22 protein-coding genes are annotated in these 21,819 nt (G+C 67.6%); 17 read left to right on the forward strand and 5 right to left on the reverse strand.

Annotated elements, in window-relative coordinates; genetic code table 11:
- Positions 1-88 precede the first annotated feature (88 nt).
- The gene (locus AC5P56_RS17030) at positions 89-664 is read right to left on the reverse strand and encodes a transposase (protein WP_495231828.1); all 576 of its coding nucleotides are present in this window, start codon (positions 662-664) and stop codon (positions 89-91) included.
- Positions 665-945: 281 nt separating this feature from the next.
- Between AC5P56_RS17030 and AC5P56_RS17035 the strand changes: the two genes are divergently transcribed.
- The 13 genes from AC5P56_RS17035 to AC5P56_RS17095 all read left to right on the forward strand — a co-directional run bounded on the left by AC5P56_RS17035 (position 946) and on the right by AC5P56_RS17095 (position 14,371).
- Complete coding sequence (locus AC5P56_RS17035) at positions 946-1,485, forward strand: GNAT family N-acetyltransferase (protein WP_069117492.1); 540 nt, start codon at positions 946-948, stop codon at positions 1,483-1,485.
- A complete protein-coding gene (locus tag AC5P56_RS17040) occupies positions 1,482-1,814 on the forward strand; it encodes a non-heme iron oxygenase ferredoxin subunit (RefSeq protein ID WP_014646265.1) in 333 nt (110 codons plus the stop codon). The genes AC5P56_RS17035 and AC5P56_RS17040 overlap by 4 nt, the downstream gene beginning before the upstream one ends.
- A 176-nt stretch (positions 1,815-1,990) precedes the next feature.
- Positions 1,991-2,392, forward strand: a complete 402-nt coding sequence (locus tag AC5P56_RS17045; protein WP_288495019.1) for a hypothetical protein — start codon at positions 1,991-1,993, stop codon at positions 2,390-2,392.
- Positions 2,393-2,543: 151 nt separating this feature from the next.
- Complete coding sequence (locus tag AC5P56_RS17050) at positions 2,544-4,838, forward strand: TonB-dependent receptor (RefSeq protein WP_046429352.1); 2,295 nt, start codon at positions 2,544-2,546, stop codon at positions 4,836-4,838.
- Between the two features lie 68 nt (positions 4,839-4,906).
- Positions 4,907-5,626 (forward strand): tetratricopeptide repeat protein, encoded by a 720-nt coding sequence (locus AC5P56_RS17055; RefSeq protein ID WP_014646262.1) that lies wholly within the window; start codon positions 4,907-4,909, stop codon positions 5,624-5,626.
- A gap of 10 nt (positions 5,627-5,636) precedes the next feature.
- On the forward strand, positions 5,637-6,314 hold the full coding sequence (locus AC5P56_RS17060) for a Fe2+-dependent dioxygenase (RefSeq protein WP_032957365.1): 678 nt from the start codon (positions 5,637-5,639) through the stop codon (positions 6,312-6,314).
- Between the two features lie 163 nt (positions 6,315-6,477).
- Positions 6,478-6,879 carry a hypothetical protein gene (locus AC5P56_RS17065; RefSeq protein ID WP_075077025.1) on the forward strand — a complete coding sequence of 134 codons (402 nt, stop codon included), beginning with the start codon at positions 6,478-6,480 and terminating at the stop codon, positions 6,877-6,879.
- Between the two features lie 145 nt (positions 6,880-7,024).
- Entirely contained in the window at positions 7,025-9,445 is a 2,421-nt protein-coding gene (locus AC5P56_RS17070) for a TonB-dependent receptor domain-containing protein (RefSeq protein ID WP_288495012.1), read from the forward strand.
- Positions 9,446-9,636: 191 nt separating this feature from the next.
- Positions 9,637-10,275 (forward strand): PepSY-associated TM helix domain-containing protein, encoded by a 639-nt coding sequence (locus AC5P56_RS17075; RefSeq protein WP_288495009.1) that lies wholly within the window; start codon positions 9,637-9,639, stop codon positions 10,273-10,275.
- A 26-nt stretch (positions 10,276-10,301) separates the two neighbouring features.
- A complete protein-coding gene (locus AC5P56_RS17080; RefSeq protein ID WP_005408420.1) occupies positions 10,302-10,820 on the forward strand; it encodes a DUF2271 domain-containing protein in 519 nt (172 codons plus the stop codon).
- 122 nt (positions 10,821-10,942) lie between these two features.
- A complete protein-coding gene (locus tag AC5P56_RS17085) occupies positions 10,943-11,746 on the forward strand; it encodes a DUF4198 domain-containing protein (protein ID WP_134808582.1) in 804 nt (267 codons plus the stop codon).
- A gap of 52 nt (positions 11,747-11,798) precedes the next feature.
- The gene (locus tag AC5P56_RS17090) at positions 11,799-12,770 is read left to right on the forward strand and encodes an FAD:protein FMN transferase (protein ID WP_134808583.1); all 972 of its coding nucleotides are present in this window, start codon (positions 11,799-11,801) and stop codon (positions 12,768-12,770) included.
- Positions 12,767-14,371, forward strand: a complete 1,605-nt coding sequence (locus AC5P56_RS17095) for a sulfite reductase subunit alpha (protein ID WP_049441067.1) — start codon at positions 12,767-12,769, stop codon at positions 14,369-14,371. The genes AC5P56_RS17090 and AC5P56_RS17095 overlap by 4 nt, the downstream gene beginning before the upstream one ends.
- A gap of 147 nt (positions 14,372-14,518) precedes the next feature.
- On the opposite strand, the gene AC5P56_RS17100 is transcribed toward AC5P56_RS17095, so the two are convergent.
- From AC5P56_RS17100 to AC5P56_RS17115, 4 genes are all read right to left on the reverse strand, one after another.
- Positions 14,519-15,127, reverse strand: coding sequence for a HutD/Ves family protein (locus AC5P56_RS17100; RefSeq protein WP_049441065.1), 609 nt, complete (start codon positions 15,125-15,127; stop codon positions 14,519-14,521).
- Between the two features lie 34 nt (positions 15,128-15,161).
- The gene (locus AC5P56_RS17105; protein WP_032957373.1) at positions 15,162-15,887 is read right to left on the reverse strand and encodes a murein L,D-transpeptidase catalytic domain family protein; all 726 of its coding nucleotides are present in this window, start codon (positions 15,885-15,887) and stop codon (positions 15,162-15,164) included.
- A gap of 17 nt (positions 15,888-15,904) precedes the next feature.
- Positions 15,905-16,987 carry a L,D-transpeptidase gene (locus AC5P56_RS17110; RefSeq protein WP_111205815.1) on the reverse strand — a complete coding sequence of 361 codons (1,083 nt, stop codon included), beginning with the start codon at positions 16,985-16,987 and terminating at the stop codon, positions 15,905-15,907.
- 351 nt (positions 16,988-17,338) lie between these two features.
- On the reverse strand, positions 17,339-17,665 hold the full coding sequence (locus AC5P56_RS17115) for a ComEA family DNA-binding protein (RefSeq protein WP_014036262.1): 327 nt from the start codon (positions 17,663-17,665) through the stop codon (positions 17,339-17,341).
- A gap of 199 nt (positions 17,666-17,864) precedes the next feature.
- Between AC5P56_RS17115 and AC5P56_RS17120 the strand changes: the two genes are divergently transcribed.
- The 4 genes from AC5P56_RS17120 (at position 17,865) to murU (ending at position 21,494) form a co-directional block, all read left to right on the forward strand.
- On the forward strand, positions 17,865-19,358 hold the full coding sequence (locus AC5P56_RS17120; RefSeq protein WP_032957377.1) for a M20 family metallopeptidase: 1,494 nt from the start codon (positions 17,865-17,867) through the stop codon (positions 19,356-19,358).
- A gap of 69 nt (positions 19,359-19,427) precedes the next feature.
- On the forward strand, positions 19,428-19,697 hold the full coding sequence (locus AC5P56_RS17125) for a GlsB/YeaQ/YmgE family stress response membrane protein (protein ID WP_005415577.1): 270 nt from the start codon (positions 19,428-19,430) through the stop codon (positions 19,695-19,697).
- Between the two features lie 64 nt (positions 19,698-19,761).
- A complete protein-coding gene (locus tag AC5P56_RS17130) occupies positions 19,762-20,787 on the forward strand; it encodes an aminoglycoside phosphotransferase family protein (RefSeq protein ID WP_049441062.1) in 1,026 nt (341 codons plus the stop codon).
- Positions 20,784-21,494 carry an N-acetylmuramate alpha-1-phosphate uridylyltransferase MurU gene (gene murU, locus AC5P56_RS17135; protein WP_288495001.1) on the forward strand — a complete coding sequence of 237 codons (711 nt, stop codon included), beginning with the start codon at positions 20,784-20,786 and terminating at the stop codon, positions 21,492-21,494. Before AC5P56_RS17130 ends, murU begins: the two co-directional genes overlap by 4 nt.
- Positions 21,495-21,819: the final 325 nt, after the last annotated feature.

Here is a 21,819-nt window from a genome sequence, read left to right on the forward strand (position 1 = left end):
CAGCATTCCCGACAACCGCCGTTGCGACCGCAATGCCCGCCGGATCGCGACCAGATGAACGTGGCATACCGCCCGCAGCACACCGGGGTCAGATCCCTTTCGCCACGCGAAAGGGATCTGACCCCACCAGCATTCCCGACAGCCGCCGTTGCGACTGCAATGCCCGCCGGATCGCCAGCAGATCCCCCGCCGGAATACCCGCCTCGATGAACTCCACATAGCGCCTGCACCGTTCATCCGCATCAGAACCCATCAGCTCAAATGCCGAATGCGGCTCGAGCAGCGCATTGGGCCTGCCACGCGCATTGGCACGATAGCTCGACCAGCGATAGTCACCGGGATGCGCCACCTTCCCCGCCCGAACCGGGTTGAGCTCGATGTAGCGCTGGCAGGCCAGCAGATAGCGATCCGTATCCACCACCGTGGAGTGGAAGCGCCCTTCCCATAACGTGCCGGTGCGGCCCTGCCGATCATTCACCCGACGTACGTAGGTCCGGTTCACGGCCTGCATCATCCGCGACAGCCCGCCGCAGAGATCAGGCGTTGCCAGAAGATGGACGTGATTGTCCATCAGCACATAGGCGTGGACCCGGCACTGCTGCTGACCTGCGTGATGACACAGCAGGCGCAGGTAGGCGACGCGGTCGCCATCCGCAAAGAACACGGGCTGGCGATTGTTGCCGCGCTGGACGACATGTTGCGGATATCCGGGCGCATCGATGCGCCGTGGCCCTGACCCCCTGCTCCTAATAGCAGGGGGTCAGGGCCCTTCGCTGCGCAAAGGGATCTGACCCCGAGCATCTGCCGATTCCGGGCCCGTGCCAGTCGGTCCATGGCCTGCCGTTGAGTCAGTAGATGCCGGGGTCAGATCCCTTTCGCGTTGCGAAAGGGATCTGACCCCACTCCCCCATTTGCGCCCGCCCACGCCCCACCTAGAATGGGGCCATGAGCACCCTGACCTTCCGCGCCGCCACGCCGGCCGACATCCCCGCCCTGATCGCCCTCGTCACCTCGGCCTACCGTGGCGACGCCAGCCGCGTTGGCTGGACCACCGAAGCCGACCTGCTGGATGGCGCCCGCATCGACGCCGAAGGCATCCAGGCCGACCTCGACCGCCCGCGCTCGACCATCCTGCTGGCCGAGCGCGAAGGCGTTCTTGTGGCCTGCGCCCACGTTGCCGACGTCGACGGCAACGGCTACTTCGGCATGTTCTCGGTCGATCCGGCCCAGCAGGGCGGCGGGGTCGGCAAGCAGCTGATGGACGCCGCCGAAGCGCACGCCGCACGCGAATGGAAGGTGCCGGTGATGCAGATGACGGTGATCGACGTACGCGACGAACTGATCGCCTTCTACGAGCGCCGCGGCTACCAGCGTACCGGCATCAAGAAGCCGTTCCCGTATGGCGACGAACGCTTCGGAATCCCCAAGCGCGACGACCTGCGCTTCGAGGTCCTGGAAAAGCCACTGGCCGGAGCCGCCGCGTGAGCGATACCTGGACCTTCGTGTGTGCCGGCAACGAGCTGCTGCCCGGTGAAATGAAGAGCGTGTTCGACGAAGTGACCGGCACGCCGATCGTGGTGTTCAACCTCGACGGCGAGCTGTACGCGCTGGAAGACCAGTGCACGCATGAGGAGTTCGAGCTGTCCTCGGGCGAGTTCAACACCGACGAAGGCAGCGTGGAATGCGTGCTGCACGGCGCGCGCTTCGACGTGCGCGATGGCCGCGCCCTGTGCGCCCCGGCCTATACGCCGGTACCCAAGTTCCCGGTGAAGCGCGAACACGACGCCGTCTGGACCCGCGACGACCGCGATTGACGCGGCGTTCGGCCGCCGGCGACTCCGCCCAGGGGGTGGAAGCCAGCGGAGCGCGCTGAGAGGCGTTCAGGGGCCTCCCCGGGCCTCCAGACCGCTCGTTCGCCCGCGCATATGCGAATCATTATCGTTGATGTTATCCTACGTAACATCTTCGTAACGACTCCGCCCCCTGCGCCATGGCTTTGCCCGCGCCCGCCGCCACGCTGTGCCAGCTTGCCCGCCATGGGTGGCCGTTGGCTGTGGCCCTGGTGCTGACGCTGCTGCTGGGCTGGTCGGCCCTGCACGAAGGGCGCGATGGACCCGCCACCTACGGCTGGCAGGCACACGCTGAAGATCTTCAGCAGGCCATGCCGATGCCGGCCCCGCCGGCGGACGAGTGCCCGCGCCATGCGGTGCCAGCACCGGAGCCGCCGCTGGATGGCGAGGGCACAACGCCCTGTACCGGACTGGCTCCCCCGCGCGCCGCCCTGGTCGCGCATGTTCCGCTGTGGCGCTCCGATGCCCTGCACTGGCAGCTGCACGATCCCGCACTGCGGTTGAACCCCGGCCACGCACCGCCCGCACCGCACGCCAGCTGAGGCGCCCTGCGGCCATTGCCGTGCGCCTGGAGTCGTCCGCTGCGTAGCCGAGCATCGGCTCGGCTCTGCAGAAAACGCCCTCTACATGCCGTCGCGCTGTCTGCGCTTCGGCCCTCGCCCCTTTCCGATCCCAGCCACTACCACCCAAGCCATGACCCACATCACGTCCCGCAAGCGCGCCCCGCGCGTTTCCCTGCTCGCCACCGCCACCCTGGCCGCCGGCTTCGCGCCGTTGGCCGCACAGGCGGCCGACAGCGCTGACGCAGCCTCCTCCCGCAAGGCCACCGACCTGGACAAGGTGCAGGTGCGCGGCAGCTGGTTCAATCCGTCGTCACCGAAGTTCACCGCCGAGCTGCTGGACACCCCGAAGTCGGTGTCGATCGTCTCGGAAAAGCTGATCGCCGAAACCGGTGCGACCAACCTGCAGGATGCGCTGCGCATGGTGCCGGGCATCACCTTCGGTGCCGGCGAAGGCGGCAATCCGACCGGTGATCGCCCCTTCATCCGTGGCTTCGATTCGCAGAGCAACGTCTTCGTCGATGGCCTGCGCGACGTCGGCTCGCAGACCCGCGAGATCTTCGACCTGGAGCAGGTGGAAGTAGTCAAGGGCCCGAGCTCGGCCTACGGCGGCCGTGATTCCGGCGGTGGCAGCCTGAACCTTGTGAGCAAGACGCCGAAGCTGAAGAACGAGACCAGCGCCAGCATGGGCATCGGCACCGACAGCTACGCGCGCGGCACCGTGGACGCCAACTACGTGCTGGGCGATGGCATCGCAGCGCGCCTGAACCTGATGAAGCACGAATCGGACATCGCTGGCCGTGACGCCGCCAATGTCAGCCGCTGGGGTATCGCGCCGTCGATCGCGTTCGGCCTGAACGGCCCGGCCCAGCTGATCGCCAGCCACTACCACATGCAGAGCGATGACCTGCCGGACGCGGGTGGCTTCCCGTATGGCAACCCGAACGGTGCGCCGGCCTCGAAGTGGGTCGACGGCCGCCCGATGGTGCCGGACCGCAACAACTACTACGGCCTGGTCGACCGTGACTTCCAGCGTACCCGCGCCGACATCAGCACCCTGGATGCCAGCTACGACTTCGGCGGCCACAAGCTGCGCAACATCGCGCGCCTGGGCAACACCAGCAACGACTACCTGTGGACCCAGCCGGACGACAGCCAGGGCAACCCGAACAACTACGGCACCCTGTGGCGCCGGACCAACAGCCGTGCCGTCGACGTCAAGAGCTTCGCCGACCAGCTGGGCCTGACCGGTGCCTTCCAGACCGGTGCGCTCAAGCACAGCTACAGCGCGGGCGTGGAATACAGCGACGAGAAGATGACCCGCGGCAGCTATCTGATGACCCCGGGCACCAGCAACCCGCTCACCGGCAACAGCAAGTGCCCGACCACCGGCGCGGCCACCGGCTACAACTGCACCGATTTCGCCAATCCGAACCCGCGCGATCCGTGGGCGGCCACCCATTCGGTGTACCGCAGCGACAAGGCACTGGACGTAGAGCAGCGCACCAGGACCACCTCGGCCTACGTGTTCGACACCATCGAGCTCAATGAGCAGTGGATGATCAACCTCGGCCTGCGCTACGACGACTTCCGCACCACCCTGACCACCCCGGTGGCCGGCAAGGCACCGACCCGCGTGCGCAACAGCAACGACTTCCTGAACTACCAGGCCGGCGTGGTGTTCAAGCCGGCCGCCAACGGCAGCATTTACCTGTCGTGGGGCACCTCCTCGACTCCGCCGGGCATGGACGGTGGTGATGGTTCGGACGGCCTGAGCGCCGCCGTGGCCGACCTCAAGCCGCAGGATACGAAGAACCTCGAGCTGGGCACCAAGTGGGACCTGTTCGACCAGCGCCTGAACCTCACCGCGGCGATCTTCCACACGGTGATGAACAACGCGCGCGTGACGGTCGACAACGGCACCAGCCAGAATGCCGGCAAGAAGGAAATCAACGGCTTCGAGCTGGGCTTCACCGGCCAGCTGACCGACGCCTGGAGCCTGTACGGCGGCTACACCTACCTGGACTCGGAACTGAAGGACAACGGCTTCGTCTGTGGTGCACCGGTCGGCCGCACCTGCCCGTCCAACGTCTACGTGCCCTCGCCGTACAACGGCAACGTATTCCCGAACACCGCCAAGCACAGCGCCAACCTGTGGACCACCTACCGCTTCCCCATCGGCCTGACCGTCGGTGCCGGTGCGTTCTACTCGGACAAGCAGTACGGTGACGTCGCCAACACCAAGTGGATCGCCAGCTACACCCGCTTCGACGCGATGGCCAGCTACGCGATCCAGGACAACATCAGCCTGCAGCTCAACGTGCAGAACCTGACCGACAAGACCTACTTCACCAAGGCCTATGCCTCGCACTACGCGAGCATCGCCCCGGGTCGCTCGACCACCCTGGCACTGAACGTGAAGTTCTGATGTAGCTTCGCTCCACCACGGCGGCAGGCTCTCCTGCCGCCGTTTTTGTTTCCGGCGATACTCACCCCATGGCAACCCGTACCCCCATCGACAGCGACGCCCTGGCCGAACTGCTGCAGCACGATCCGCAGGCCGCGTTCGCACGCGTGCGCGACGCTGCGCAGGCTGGGCAGGTCGATGCACAACTGCTGCTCGCGCAGATGCACATGGAAGGCAAAGGCACCGCGCAGGACGCCTCGGCGGCGCTGCTCTGGTACGAAACCGCCGCCAACAACGGCGCGCCGATGGCGATGAACATGCTCGGCCGCTGCCATGAGCTGGGCCACGGCACGGCGGTCAACCTGGCGCTGGCGGCGGTGTGGTACCGGCGCGCGGCCGACACCGGCCTGGACTGGGGCCTGTACAACCTGGCCAACCTGCTGGCCACCGGCCGCGGCATTGCGCAGGACCGCGCGCAGGCACTGGCCCTGTACACCCGTGCCGCGCACCTGGGCCACGCCAAATCGATGAACCTGCTGGCCCGCCACCTCGAAGACGGGCTGGATACCGCACCCGATCCGCAGGCGGCGCTGGCCTGGTACCAGCGCGCGGCCGAGGCCGGTGATTTCCGCGGCCAGGCCAACTACGCCTCGATCCTGCTGCAGGCCGGCCAGGTCGAGCAGGCCGTGCACTGGCTGCGGCTCGCACTGGCGCACGGCAGCCCGGCATTCATGGCGCACATCGTGCCGGAGCTGGCCGCGTCACCGCATCCACAGGTGCGCGCCCTGGTCGCACCGCCGTCCCTCTGAGGAGTCCCGCATGCTGCTGCACATCCCCGACATTCTCAGCGCCGACCAGGTCGCCGACTTCCGCCGCCGCCTCGACGCCGCCGACTGGACCGATGGCCGCGAAACCGTGGGGCATCTGGGCGCACAGGCCAAGCACAACCAGCAGCTGCCCGAGGCTTCGCCGCTGCGCCGCGAACTGGGCGAGATCATCCTCGTCGCGCTGGCCCGGCACCCGCTGTTCTTCAGTGCCGCGCTGCCGCTGAAGTACCTGCCACCACGCTTCAACCGCTACAGCGGTGGCGGCACCTATGGCTACCACGTCGATGGCGCGGTGATGAACCTGGCCAATGGCGAACAGCTGCGTTCGGACATCTCCTGCACCCTGTTCCTGTCGGCGCCGGACGAATACGAAGGCGGCGAGCTGATCATCAGCGATACCTACGGCGAGCACGAAGTGAAGCTGCCGGCCGGCGACCTGGTCGTGTATCCGTCCAGCAGCCTGCACCAGGTGCGGCCGGTCACCCGCGGCGCGCGCGTGGCCTCGTTCTTCTGGGTGCAGAGCATGATCCGCGACGATGTGCAGCGCCGCCTGCTGTGGGAAATGGATGGCGCGATCGAGCGCCTGCGGCAGACCGGCGGCGACGCCGAGGCGGTCCTGCAGCTGACCGGCGTGTACCACAACCTGTTGCGGCGCTGGAGCGAAGTCTGAGCCTTGCCGGGCCGGCCTGCGACATTTTCGCAATCATTCTCATTTGCAACAGCTAACAGCTCTCATTACAATCACGCCCCGTTGATGCCGGCCGCTGCCGGCAGCCCCAGGGAACCCCCGCTTGCTGCGCCCGCTTCGCCCTCGCCCACTCATCCATCGCAAGATGGGCACCGCCATGCGCGGCCAGCGTCCTGCGCTGGCCAGCCTGCTGGCGTGGGTGGCAATGCTGGCGTTGCTGCTGGGCACCCTGCCGCTGCTGCCACAGGCCCAGGCCGGAATGGCCGTGCAGATGCCACTGGAAGAACGTGGCGGCGAAACACCCCTGCAGGAAGAGGCGCCGGCCAAGCTGCGCCGCTGCGCCTCCGCTCCGGTGAAGGCGGCCGAGAAGGCACGCCCGCCGTTGCTGCTGGCCAGCCACTGGCTGCGCACTGAGCTCGACCTCGTACCCGCCATGCCGGCCATGCCCGGCGTGCGCCCGGACTGGCCGCTGGCCGCTCCGGACACGCCCTGGGCCGATGCGCCCGGGCGCCGTCAGCAACGCGGCCAGGCGCCGCCGCTCGCCTGATCCACGGCCCGACGTGACCGCCTGCGCGGTCGCGCCTGCACGCCGCTGCCTGCTTCATCCCTGCCGCCCCTGACCGGCCCTTCCGTGCCTGCCGCGCCCTTCGCGCACGGCACCGCGCCACCCTGCATCCTTCGAGGTAACTGCCATGGCCCAGCGCCATCGTGTCCGTTCGTCCCTGTCCCGTACCCTGCTGACCAGCGCCGTGCTGGCGGCTTTCGCCAGCCCCGCCTTCGCCCACGGTGACGCCGCAGGCGCGCCGCAGACGCTGGACAAGGTGGTGGTCACCGCCGCCGGCTTCGAGCAGAAGGTGATCGATGCCCCGGCCAGCATCAGCGTGGTCAGCCGCGAGGAACTGAGCAAGCGCCCGTACACCAGCCTGGTCGATGCGCTGCGCGACGTCGAAGGCATCGACGTCGGCCTGGAAGCGACCGACAAGAACGGCCGCGCCACCGTGTCGCTGCGCGGCCTGCCGTCCGAGTACACCCTGGTGCTGATCGACGGCCGCCGCCAGAGCAATGTCGGCCAGATCTATCCGAACAACTTCGGTGGCGGCCAGTTCGCCTACCTGCCCCCGCTGGACGCGATCGAACGCATCGAAGTCGTGCGCGGGCCGATGTCCACGCTGTACGGTTCGGACGCGATGGGCGGTGTCATCAACATCATCACCCGCCGCAACCAGGACAGCTGGCACGGTTCGGTCAGCCAGGGCTTCACCGTGCAGCAGGACGACCAGTTCGGCGATGCACGCACCACCGACCTCTACCTCAGCGGCCCTTTGCTGAAGGAGCGCCTCAGCCTGGCAGTACGCGGCAGCCACTACGACGCGAAGGCTTCCAACCCGGAATGGGATGCGTTGTCCCTGCCCGACGGCACCCTGTGGGAGCGCAGCATCGGCTTCGGCGGTGGTGGCAAGTCGGTGGCCAACACCAACTGGAACAGCGGCGTGCGGTTGGACGTCCGCATCAACGACGATCACGAACTGTGGCTGGACTACGACGTGTCGCGGCAGAAGTTCGACAACAGCGAAGGCCAGACCGGCACCCTCGACAGCCTGGCCAGCCTGTGGCGCGTCGGCAATGCCGTCATTCCCAACCCGAACGGCAGCGGTACCGTCACCCGTCGCGTGGTGCAGCCGCGCGTGGGCTACACCGCCTACCAGCGCTACGAACGCGACCAGTTGTCGCTGACCCATCAGGGCCGCTACAGCTTCGGTACCTGGCAGACCTCGCTGACCCACAGCAAGAGCAGCAACCTGGGCCGTTCGCTGCCGCTGACCCTGGAAGAGCGCGCCAACCTGCAGACGCTTTGGAATGACGTCTGCCGCCGCACCGGTGCTGCCAACAACTGTGCGGCCGGCCGCGGCAACGCCCTGGTTGCCCTCAACCCGAGCGAGATGGCGCGCCTGCAGGCGTTCCTGCCGCGCCCGCTGCGCACCATGGAACTGGAAGGCTACGTGCTCGACACGATGCTCGACCTGGACTTCGGCGCGCACACGCTGACCGTGGGCGGCCAGTACAACGACACTGACATGGTCGACGGTGTGTTCGGCATGGATGGCGCCGGCTACCGCAGCAACGTCAAGCAGATGCACCGCATGTGGGCGCTGTTCGCCGAGGACAACTGGGCGCTGACCGACACCCTCACCGCCACCTTCGGCCTGCGCTACGACGACCACAACGTATTCGGCAGCCATGTCAGTCCGCGTGGCTACCTGGTGTGGAATGCCAGCGATGCGTGGACCTTCAAGGGCGGCGTCAGCACCGGCTACAAGACCCCGCGTCCGGACCAGCTGTTCCCGGGCATCACCGGCTTCGGTGGCCAGGGCGTGCTGCCACTGGTCGGTTCGCCGAACCTCAAGCCGGAAACCAGCACCAACTACGAACTGGCCGCCTACTATGAAGGCCAGCGCTGGGGCTTCAACGTCACCGGCTTCTTCAACACGTTCGAAGACAAGATCGCCAGCGGCGGCACCTTTGCGAACTGCGAAGTAGCCCGCGCCGGCAGCGGCTACTGCGTGGACATCGGCCCGGGCTGGGCGGCACTGGGCTACAGCACGTTCACCCAGAGCGTGAACATCGACAAGGCCGAGACCCGCGGTGCCGAACTGGCCGCGCATGTCGACCTGCTCGACACCCTGCAGCTGCGCGGCAACTACACCTGGACCAAGAGCGAGCAGACCAGCGGCGCGCAGAAGGGCCTGCCGATCAGCGGCACGATGCCGGCCAGGCACATGGCCAATGCCAGCCTCAACTGGCAGGTCAACGAAGCGATCAGCCTGTCGCTGATCGGCGAAGGCCGCTACGACCGCTACCGCGACACGCTGCTGGACGCCAACGGCGCCAGCCACACCCGCTACTACCAGGACTACACCATCTTCCATCTCGGTGGCAGCTGGAAGGCCACGCCATGGCTGACGGTGAACGCACGGGTCAACAACCTGTTCGACAAGGACTTCGTTTCGCAGTCGTGCCTGCTGATCAGCCAGAGCGAGTTCAACTGCGTGGACGACTACGCGACCAAGGACCAGCGCCGCAGCTACTGGATCTCGTTGAACGCGAAGTTCTGATCGCCGCGCCCGGCCCCGGTGGGTGCCGACCTTGGTCGGCACCGCTTCATCCACGCGTGGCGTGGATCTACCGATCGGTAGTGCCGGCCGCTGGCCGGCAATCGCCCTCCAGCGATACAGAACGACACGCAATTGCGAGCTATTCTCATCAATGATGTAATGGGCAGTCCCCGTCCGCCTCGAACCGTGCCGTGAGCCGTCCTGCCTCTTCCACCGTGGCGCAGCAACAGAACCGTGGCTTCTGGCTGCGGACGCTGCACCAGTGGCACTGGATCAGCTCGGCGGTGAGCCTGATCGGCATGCTGCTGTTCGCGGTGACCGGCCTGACCCTCAACCACGCCGCGAAGATCGAAGCCAAACCCCAGGTGCAGAACCAGCATCTGGAACTGCCGGCCGATCTGCTCGGCCAGCTCGGCACGCGCGAAAACGGCAATGCACCGATTCCGCGCCCGGCCCGGCAATGGCTGGACACGCAGCTGGGCATCGCCATCGGCGGGCGCCCGGCAGAGTGGTCGGCCGAGGAGATCTACCTGTCGCTGCCGCGCCCCGGCGGCGACGCCTGGCTGAGCATCGATCGCGGGACCGGCGCGGTGGAGTACGAATCAACCTCGCGCGGCGCGGTGTCCTACCTCAACGACCTGCACAAGGGCCGCAACGCGGGCCCGGCGTGGAGCTGGTTCCTGGACCTGTTCGCCGTGGCCTGCCTGGTGTTCTGCATCACCGGCCTGTTCCTGCTGCACCTGCATGCACGCCAGCGGCGCATGACCTGGCCGCTGGTCGGCCTCGGCCTGATGATTCCGCTGCTGATCGCCCTGCTGCTGATCCACTGACTTTCCTTCGTTTCCGGAGCCGCCCCATGCGCGTCACCCTGACCATCGCCCTCAGCGGCCTGCTGGCCACCTCGCCGGCGTACGCCACCACCCTCGACATCAACGTCGAAGTGCCCAAGCTCAACGTGGCCGAGTACCACCGCCCGTACGTGGCGGTGTGGCTGGAAGGCGCCGACCAGAAGGTCGCGGCCAACCTGTCGGTCTGGTACCAGCAGACCAGCAACAGCGAAGGCCACGGCACCAAATGGCTGCCGGACCTGCGCCAGTGGTGGCGCAAGAGCGGCCGCACCCTGCAGGTGCCGGTGGACGGCGTGACCGGCCCGACCCGCCCGGCCGGCAAGCACGCGCTGTCGTTCAACGACAGGCAGCCGGCACTGAAGCAACTGGCCCCGGGCAACTACACCCTGGTGGTGGAAGCGGTGCGCGAAGTCGGTGGCCGCGAACTGCTGAAGATCCCCTTCACCTGGCCGGCCACCGCCGCGCAGAACGGCAAGGCGCAGGGCGCCACCGAACTGGGCCAGGTCACCCTCGCCGTCAAACCATAACCGCCTGAGCCGGGGTCGGATCCCTTCCGCAGGAAGGGCTCTGACCCCATCGCCCTATCCCTCGGGGTCAGAGCCCTTTCCGCTGGAAAGGGATCCGACCCCTTCCAACTGGAGTCTTCCGCATGAAGCGCACGCTCGTCCTCGCCGCCGCCCTGGCCGCTGCCCTTCCCTTCTCCGCCCTGGCCCACAAGGCCTGGCTGCTGCCCTCGCAGACCGTGATCGCCGGCAACGCGCCGTGGATCACCGTCGACGGTGCGGTCTCCAACGATCTGTTCTACTTCAACCACGTGCCGCTGCGCCTGGAATCGCTGGTGATCACCGCGCCGGACGGCAGCACCGTGCAGCCGCAGAACGCGTCGACCGGCAAGTACCGCAGCGTGTTCGACATCGAACTGAAGCAGCCGGGCACTTACCGCATCGCGTCGGTCAATGACGGCCTGTTCGCCACGTACGAGCAGAACGGCGAGCGCAAGCGCTGGCGCGGCAGCGTGGCTACCTTCGGTGAACTGCCGAAGGACGCGAAGAAGCTGGAAGTGAGCCAGTCGATCGGCCGCGTGGAGACCTTTGTCACCAACGGTGCGCCGAACGACACCGCGCTGAAGCCGACCAACCGTGGCATCGAGCTGGTCGCCGTCGGCCACCCGAATGACCTGTTCGCCGGCGAGGAAGCCACCTTCCGCGTGCTGGTCGATGGCAAGCCGACCGCCGGCCTGCAGTTCGAGATCGTGCGTGGCGCCACCCGCTACCGCAACGCGCAGGACGAGCTGAAGCTGACCAGCGATGCCAAGGGCGAGATCAAGGTGACCTGGCCGGAAGCCGGCATGTACTGGCTGGAGACCGGCACCGAGGACAACAAGACGTCGGTGAAGCAGGCCGCCAAGCGCCGCCTGAGCTACGTCGCCACGCTGGAAGTGCTGCCGCAGTAATGTGGACCGCGATGCCGGGCATTCCCCGGCATCGCCACCGCAACGCATCACCATGACCGATTCCCATCTCGACATCGCCCGCCTCGGTGGCACCACCATGGGCACCACCTGGAGCGTGTCGCTGGTCGCGTCGCGCCAGCGCGACCTGCACCCGCTGCACGCCGGCATCCAGGCGCGGTTGGACGACGTGGTCGCGCAGATGAGCACCTGGGAGCCCGGCTCGGATCTGAGCCGCTACAACCGCGCCGACACTGGCCAATGGTGCGTGCTGCCGGCGGAGACCCGCCACGTTGTGACCTGCGCACAGGCCATCGCTGCCGCCAGTGACGGCGCCTTCGATCCCACCATCGGTCCGCTGGTTGCACTGTGGGGCTTCGGTGCACATGCCGGTGAACGCCGCCAGCCCGACGCCGCTACCCTGCAGGCCACCCGTGAGCGTTGCGGTTGGCAGCGCCTGCAGTGGCAGGATGATGCGCTTTTGCAACCGGGCCGGCTGGAACTGGATCTCTCTGCGATCGCCAAGGGCTTCGGCGTCGACCACGTCGCCGCCTGGCTGCGTAGGCAAGGGATTGGGGCGGCGCTGATCGAAGTGGGTGGCGAACTGGCCGGCTACGGCAGAAAACCGGACGGCCAACCGTGGCGCGTGCTGGTGGAATCCGCACCGGAAGAGGATGTGCACACCGAAACCCCGCCACGGGTGCTGGCGCTGGACGGCAAGGCGGTGGCCACTTCGGGCGATCGCTGGCACCAGTACCAGGCCGATGGCGAGGCCTACAGCCACAGCCTCGACCCGCGTACGGGCAGGCCGGTGCAGCAGGTCGCCGCAGCGGTCACCGTCGTGGCCGACGACGCCATGCACGCCGATGCCTGGGCTACCGCACTGACCGTGCTGGGTCGCGAACAGGGCATGGCGCTGGCCGAGCGCGAAGGACTGGCCGCGCGCTACCTGCAACGCACCGCAGACGCCCCGCAGGAATTTCTCAGCAGCGCCTTCCAGCGCCTGCTCGACGGGCAGGACGCATGAGCACTCGGCCATCGCGTGCGTGGCTCGGCAACACACTTGTACTGATCGTACTGGCGCTGATCGCCTGGGCGCTGCTGCGCCTGCACCTCGGCGAAGCCTGGTGGCAGGGCGCACCGCCGGCACGGCAATCGCAGATCGCCATCATCGCCACCGCGCTGTACGCGCTGGCCTGCGCAGCCCTGTGGTGGCGCACTCGTCCGCGCGATGACGCGGCGTCCGCCGATACCGCACCGCTCCTGCTGGTCTGGTCCAGCCAGACCGGCTTTGCCCGCGAACTGGCCGGACGCAGTGCCGAGGCCCTGCGTGGTGCCGGCGTGCCGGTGCGTGTGCGCGGGCTGCATGAGGTCGACGCCGCATTGCTGGCCGACAGCCAGCGCGCGCTGTTCATTGCCAGCACCACCGGCGAAGGCGATCCGCCCGACCACGCCCTGCCGTTCCTGCGCGGGGTGATGGCCACGCCGCCTCCGTTGCAGCATCTGCAGTACGGCGTGCTCGCGCTGGGCGACCGCAGCTATGGCCACTTCTGCGGATTCGGCCACCAGCTGGACCAGTGGCTGCGCCAGCATGGCGCGCACCCGCTGTTCGATGCGATCGAGGTCGACAATGCCGATCCGGCGGCGCTGCGACATTGGCAGCAGTTGCTGGGACAACTTGGCGGAGGCGCCACTGAACTGCCCGACTGGAGCCCGGCCGAGTATCAGCCGTGGACGTTGCTGCAACGCCAGCATCTGAATCCGGGCAGCCCCGGCGGCCCGGTGTACTGGGTGCGCCTGCAGCCACCGCCTGGCGTCGATGTGCAGTGGCAGGCCGGCGACATCGCCGAGATCGGCCCGCAGCACCCACGCCACAGCGCGCGCGCCTGGCTCGATGCACAGGGCTTCAATGCAGACACCATGCTGGATGACGGGCAGGCGTTGCTGGCCCGTATCGAGCGCTCGCATCTGCCCTCGCTGGTTCCCCCGGGTGATCTGCCCGCACTGCTGGCAACCCTGCAACCGCTGCCGCATCGCGAGTACTCGATCGCCTCGGTGATGGCCGACGGCGCGGTGGAGCTGCTGGTGCGCCGCCAACTGCGCGCCGACGGTACACCCGGCATCGGCAGCGGCTGGCTGTGCGACCACGCGCCCATCGGCGAACCGGTGCAACTGCGGCTGCGCCGCAACGACAATTTCCATGGCGTGCCCGCCGATGTACCGCTGCTGCTGATCGGCAACGGCACCGGCATCGCCGGCCTGCGCGCGCACCTGCACGAACGTGCCCAGCGCGGCGCGCGCCGCACCTGGCTGCTGTTCGGCGAGCGCACCGCCGCGCACGACTTCCATTTCGGCGAAGAACTGCAGGCGATGCTGGCCAGCGGCACGCTGGCACGGCTGGATGCAGTGTTCAGCCGCGACGGCGGCGCGCATCGCTATGTGCAGGACCGGCTGCAGGCCGAAGCGGCGACGCTGCGGCAGTGGGTCGATGAAGGCGCGACGATCCTGGTCTGCGGCAGCCTGCAGGGCATGGCCCCGGGCGTGGATGCAGTGATCGAGCGGGTGCTGGGTACCGCAGGCAAGGAAGCGATGCTGCTGGCCGGTCGTTACCGCCGCGATGTGTATTGAACGAACCGTCGGGGTCGGTTCCCTTTCCGCAGGAAAGGGCTCTGACCCCAACCACAGCCGCACCATGACGGCGTGCCCAGGCATGGTGGCAACCGCACAGCAGTAGATCCACGCCATGCGTGGATGGCGCCCACCGGCGCCCAGGAATCATGCCCCCGCCGCGCTCACCCGTATCGCCAACAACTCGCCACCACCGCTGAGCGCATGCCGTTGCCTCTCGCCCGCCGCCAACCACGCGGTGTCTCCCGCCTGCAGCGCCGGCAGGCCACTATCGGCACCGAACTGCGCCTGTCCGGCCAGCAGATGCAGCGCCCACGCAACGCCCGGTTCGCAGAAGAAGAACATCGATCCCACCAGCGGCCGGTGCAGCAGTTCGGCCTGCAGCAGCTCGCGCTTCCACATCAGGTTGAAGTCGTGGGTGGTGCCATCGACCAGTTCACCGTGCAGCGCTTCTTCACCGGCAAAGCGCACCCGCCCGTGCGGCGGCAGCACCTGGGCCACGCGGCCATCCTCGAAACGCAGGCGCACGCCATTGCCCTGCAGCAGCACCAGTTCTCGCTCCACGCCGGGGAAGGTGGAGAACGCAGCGTCCTGCTCGATCTCGGCCACCGACAGGCGCAGCGCCCAGTCATCACCCTGTGCGGGCAGGCGCAGGATCTCGCGGGTCCAGCCAAGTCCATTCCGCCAGCGTTCGCGACGATAGTCCAGGCTGGAAATGACCTGGCTCGGAGTGTGCAACAGGGAGTCGACGTTCATCGGCGCATTGCATCACGCCACGCGCCATCATGCATCACCGCGTAGCGAGCGTGCCCTGGCCACCGCATCCGCCGGCCAGCAGCTGCGAGTGCTTCAGCCAATCCTGGTCAGGGTAGTAAGCAAACACCATCGTGCCGCCACGCAACGCATCGATCAGCGGCTTGGCCACCGAAAGGCGCACCGCCGGGCAACCCAGGCTGCGACCCAAGCGCCCCTGCAGCTGCGCGGTGGCCGGGTTCACGTACGGCGCACCGTGGATGACGATCGCGCGTTCGCGCGCACGGTCGTTGAAGCCCGGCTCCAGCCCGGCCAGGCGCAGCGAATATCCATTACCGCCCATGTAGGTCTCCTGCGCGGTGAACGCGCCGAGGCTGGACATGAAACTCCCATCGCGGTTGGAGAAGTGCTGGGTGCGGTTCTCGCCGCTGTTGCGGCCATGCGCCACCCATTCCTCGAACAGCAGGCGCTGGTGGGCCAGGTCGAACACCCACAGGCGCGGCTCGGTGGACGGCCGCGAATAATCGATCACGCTGAGACGATCACCGTTGATGCCCAGCTCCGGACGCTGCAACGCACAACGCATGGCGTGCGCCGCCAGCTGCAACACGTGGCGGTCAGCCTTGGGCGCACTGCGCGACAGCAAGGCAGCCAGATCATCAGCGCTGGTGGCAAGGGCGGGCGTCTGTGCCAGCGCCGGGGCGCTGGCCGAGGTCGCCAGCAGGCCGAACGCGGCCAGCCGGCACAGGCGGGATGCAGTCATGGGCACAACGAGGGGACTCAGTTGCCCTTAAGGGTGGACCCTGGCGGCTCGGATTCCAAGACCGGCTGCATTCCGGATTCAGCCGGGCTTGGGCGGACCGCCGGCAACGAGGTCACCAGCAGGGTCGTGCCCGGCACCAGCACCTGGTACAGCTGGCGGGCAAAATCGGCCGGCAGCGCCATTGGCAACGAGGGCGTGGCCAGCAGGTCCGGGGTGGCCTGGGCACGATCCTGGCCCAGCAGCGGATAGGCCGTCCACTGGTGCAGGCGCTGGTTCACGTCCAGCGGGCTGGGCGTATCGCTGTAGCCCTGCCCCATCACGAACAGCGTGGTGCCCTGGAATGCGGGCAGGGCGTCGGCCTTCAGCGGCGACTCGCCGATCATCACGCCATCGCGCAGCACGTACAGGCGCTGGTCATGCAGGCTGACCAGGATGCCGACCTGCCCGGCCGGGGCTGCGCTGTCGTCCCACCAGGCCTGCGCCGGGGCCCCGCCCTCGGTTTCCGGCAAAGCCTGGCCGCGCGCGTTGACCGGGGCCAGCACCGAAGGATAGGCCAGGGTCATCGGCGAACTCTTGGCGTCGGCCACCACCACCGTATCGCCGCGCTGGGTTTCGCTGAACAGCTTCTGCGCGAACGCCTGCGGCAGGCGCACGCAGCCGTGCGAGGCCGGGTGCCCGGGCAGGCTGCCGCCATGCAGGGCGATGCCGTCCCAGGTCAGCCGCTGCATGTAGGGCATCGGCGCGCTGTTGTAGAGGTTGGACTTATGGTCCTTGTCCTTCTGCAGGATGGTGAATACGCCGGTCGGCGTCTCGTGCCCGGCCTTGCCCGAGCTGATCGTGGTCAGGCCGATGGCGATGCCGTTGCGGTAAACGTAGGCACGCTGCTCATCGAGGCTGACCACCAGCACGATCGGGCCGGTCGGCGAGATTTCCGGATGCCACAGGTACTCGCCCGGTTTCAGGTCGGTCGGCCCGCGCACGTCGGCGGTGCTGGCTTCGGCCGCAGGCTTGACTGTCGGCGTCGGCGCAGCGGCATGGGCCAGCAGTGGCAGGGTCAGTGCCAGGGCGAGCATCAGGGTCGTGGGGCGGTGCACAAGCATCCAGCGGGGTCCTTTCCATGCGGAGCGGCCACCGTACACCATCGGCCCGTGGTGGCCACGGCAAAACCAGGCGCCGGAAATGAAATTGCCCGGCGACACAGCCATGTGTCGTACCGGGCAATCGTTACGTCCTTGTCGGCCTGCTGCCGCCCCCTCGCATCCTGCGCTGTGGGGGTAGCGTTGCATCCTGCACGCGGCCGCGTCTGTCCTGTTTGTATCTCAGCCCCTTCCACAGGTCTGTGATGCCACCATCCTGGTGATTGGTGCCGCGTCCTGCGGCGGTCGGTGGTCACGGCCTTCCTGTCCGTGACCGGTGAACCAGCCTCCTGCCGGTTCCGACGATTCCTGCTGTCAGCGCCTGGGTACGGTCCGCACCGGTACCGATCCGGGTACCGGATCCGCCGGCAACAACCTGTTGCCTACGGTGATCCGCTGTCGATTCCGTTCGACGATCGCTTTCCCTATTCCCTTCACCTGCGTCAGGTCCTCGACGCGATGAAACGGGCCGTGTCTGCGCCGGTGCTCGACGATCGCCTCGGCCTTGGCGGCTCCGACCATCGTCAATCCCTGCTGCAGCGCCTGGGCATCGGCGCGGTTGATGTCGATCGGTTCGGCGGCATGCGCCCCAGCGATCCCCACTACCAGCACCAGCGCCCTCAACACGACAAACCAAGGCACGACGTGTATCTCCCTGTGATTCTGGCCGCCCCGACCGGCAATCCCGTCGGCAGGAACAGTGTCCGTCACCACATGTGCACAGCCTATCGGTTTCCCGGATTTCCGTAAGCCAGCCAAATACCCGACGTGATGTAGGAAAAACCCTACCCGCGGCACAGGCGTAGAATGGCCGGATCAGCCCATGCAACCGGAGTTTCAGATGGACAGCGCCAAGCTCGGCCAATTCGTCAATGACAAGTGGGACAGCGAAATCGTCCCGCAGTTGGTCGACTACATCCGCATTCCCAACAAGTCGCCGATGTTCGACGCCAATTGGGTGCAGAACGGCTACATGGAACAGGCGGTCACCCTGATGGAGAACTGGGCCAAGGCCCAGCAGCTGCCCGGCCTGAAGGTTGAAGTGGTGCGCCTGGAAGGCCGTACCCCGCTGATCTTCCTGGAAATTCCGGCTACCGGCGCCGAAACCGGCGACGACACCATCCTGCTCTATGGCCACCTGGACAAGCAGCCGGAAATGACCGGCTGGGACGACGACCTCGGCCCGTGGACCCCGGTCCTGCGCGGCGACAAGCTGTATGGCCGCGGCGGTGCGGACGACGGCTACGCGATCTTCGGCTCGCTGGCTGCGGTACTGGCACTGCAGGCCCAGGGCCTGCCGCACGCCCGCTGCGTGGTGCTGATCGAAGCGTGTGAAGAGTCCGGCAGCTACGACCTGCCGGCCTACGTCGACCACCTGGCCGACCGCATCGGCAAGCCGTCGCTGGTGGTCTGCCTGGATTCGGGCTGCGCCAACTACGACCAGCTGTGGTGCACCACCTCGCTGCGCGGCCTGACCGGCGGCAATTTCACCGTGAAGGTGCTCAACGAAGGCGTGCATTCCGGCGATGCCTCCGGCGTGATCCCGTCCAGCTTCCGCCTGCTGCGCCAGATCCTTTCGCGCATCGAGGACCAGGACACCGGCCGCATCCTGATCGACGGCATGAACGTGGAGATCCCGGCCGAGCGCCTGGAACAGGCCAAGCGTGCCGCCGAAGTGGTGGATACCGAGATCTTCGAGAAGTTCCCGATGGTCGACGGCCTGCGCCCCATGAACGAGGACCTGACCGAGCTGGTGCTCAACCGCACCTGGCGCCCGGCGCTGTCGGTCACCGGCGTCGGTGGCATGCCGCCGCTGGAATCGGCCGGCAACGTGCTGCGTCCGCAGACCTCGGTGAAGCTGTCGCTGCGCCTGCCGCCGACCGCCGATGGCAAGACCTGCGGCGAGCTGCTGAAGGAAGCACTGCTGCGCGACCCGCCGAACGGCGCGCAGGTCACCCTGGACCTGGAAAAGGCCTCCACCGGCTGGAATGCCCCGGCGATGGCGCCGTGGCTGACCCAGGCCATCGACGACGCCAGCCAGGCCTTCTTCGGCAAGCCGGCGATGTACATGGGCGAAGGCGGCTCGATCCCGTTCATGGGCATGCTGGGCGAGAAGTTCCCGGGCGCGCAGTTCATGATCACCGGCGTGCTCGGCCCGCACTCCAATGCGCATGGCCCGAACGAGTTCCTGCACATCCCGATGGGCAAGAAGGTCACCGCCTGCGTGTCCAAGGTGATCAGCGAGCACTACGCCGCCAGCCTGCGCGGCGAGACCAGCGGCTCGCCGGTGGCTGCCGACAGCGGCACCCGCCACGGCGACCACGGCTGCTGCTGATCCGGCACTCGTGACGGACGCAGCCTGGCCTTGCTAGGCTGCGTCCACACTCAAGCGGAATCCGCGCGCATGAATGGTCTGTTCGGCAGCAGCAGCTGGCTGTACATCCTGCTGGTCGGCTTCTTCGTCGGCCTGCTCGGGCGTTTCTTCATGCCCGGCAACAACCGCATGGGCTGCCTGCTGACCATCGTGCTGGGCATCCTTGGTGCCCTGCTGGCCGGTTGGTTCGGCCAGTACATGGGCTGGTACGCCCCCGGCGAACCGGCCGGTTTCCTCGGCGCGGTGGTGGGCGCGGTGGCCGTGCTGGCCGTCCTGCGCCTGTTCAGCGGTCGCCGCTGACGCCGCTCCCCCTTCCCTTCCTGTTGCCGACGTTGGCGCGCCCGGCGCGCCCGGATATGCCCGCATGACCGAACCCGCCTCCGATCCCCAGCGCAGCGCGCAGCGCCTGCAGTGGGCCCGTACCCAGCTCGATGATGCCAACGCGGTGGTCGAACGCGCTTCGGTTGACGCCGGCATGCGCAGCTACTGGCGCACCACCAGCACGCGCGGCAGCCACATCGTGATGGACGCCCCGCCGGGGCTGGAAGATCCGCGGCCGTGGCTGCGCATGCGCGGCCTGCTGCACGACAACGGTCTGCGCGTGCCCATGCTGCTCGCGCAGGACCTGGATGCCGGCTTCCTGCTGCTGGAAGATCTCGGCGGCCCGACCCTGGCCAGGATCCTCGACGAGCGCAACGCTGACGAATGGTTCGGTCGTTCGATCGAGCAGCTGCTGCGCCTGCAGGCGATCCCGGTGCCGGCCGACTTCGGCCAGTTCGGCGAAGCACTGCTGCAGCGCGATGCCGGCCTGTTCGACGAATGGTTCCTGCAGCGCCACCTGAACCTTGAACTGGACTGCGGCGAGATCGAAGGCCTGCAGCTGGTGCATCGCCGCCTGATGGACAACGCGCTGGGCCAGGCCCAGCTGATGACCCACCGCGACTACATGCCACGCAACCTGATGCCGGTCGACGACGGCCCCGCGGTCCTGGATTTCCAGGACCTGGTGCGCGGCCCGATCGCCTACGATGCGGTGAGCCTGTTCAAGGACGCCTTCCTGAGCTGGCCACTGCAACGCGTGGACGAATGGCTGGCGCAGTATCACGAGCGCGCCCGCGACGCCGGCCTGCCGGTGCCCGACCGCGCCACCTTCCTGCGCGATGCCGACTGGATGGGCATCCAGCGCCACGTGAAGATCCTGGGCCTGTTCTGCCGGCTGCGTTACCGCGACAACAAGGGCCATTACCTCGACGACGCACCGCGCTTCATCACCTATCTGGATGAAGTGCTGCCGCGCTACCGCGAGCTGGCACCGCTGCAGCAGCTGCTGGACGACCGCATCAAGCCGGCGCTGGCCGAGCTGGGTGCACCGATGCGCGTGGCCCGATGAAGGCACTGGTCTTTGCCGCCGGCCTCGGCGAGCGCATGCGCCCTTTGACCCTGCACACGCCCAAGCCGCTGCTGGAAGTGGCTGGCAAGCCGTTGATCGTCTGGCACCTGGAACGCCTGGCCGCACTCGGCGTGCGCGAGGTGGTGGTCAACACCGCATGGTTGGCCGAACAGTTCCCGGCGACGCTTGGCGATGGCAGCCAGTGGGGCCAGCGCCTGCATTTCCTGTACGAAGGGCAGACCCCGCTGGAAACCGGCGGCGGCATCCTCAACGCCCTGCCGGTGCTGGGCGATGCCCCGTTCCTGGTAGTGAACGGCGACATCTGGACCGATTTCGATTTCGCCACGCTGCCGCGCGAGCCGCAGGGCCAGGCGCACCTGGTGCTGGTCGACAATCCGGTTCAGCACCCGAATGGTGACTACCGCCTGGATGCACAGGGGTTCCTGCACCACGATCGCGAAGGACCATGCCTGACCTATGCCGGCATCGGCGTGTACCGTCCTTCGATCGTGGCCGACTGGCGCGCGGTGATCGGCGATGCGCCGGGCAGCGAGCGGCTGCCACCGAAGTTCTCGGTGGTGCCGCTGCAGAAGCACTTCATGGCGCAGGGGTTGATGACCGGGCAGCACCATCGCGGGCGCTGGACCGACGTCGGCACCGTGGATCGCCTGCGCGCGCTGGATGCGGAGTTGGCGGCGAACGGCTGAGCCCCTCGTGGCTGGACGTTTTGAGAGCAGTAGCCTTGCTTGGCCGGGCGGGGTGGATTCGCGGGGGACGCCGTGAACCCGTCCCTGGGGGCTTGGCCGCGGCATCCATGCCGCGGACACCCCCGCGAACCCACCCCGCCCGGCCTCAGACAGTTTCCGTGCGCGTCGAGCCACGGAAGAAAGAAAGAAGAGCAAAAGCGGGTTGCTTCGCTGCGCTTGCTCCGGTGACGACCAACGGTCGTCACCCACCACAAGCAAGACACGTGTCGACCAAGGTCGACATCCACCAACAGCAGTGCAGAACGCCGTCCAGACAGATCGCGGG

The organism is Stenotrophomonas sp. YJH_SMC_131 (assembly GCF_059367975.1).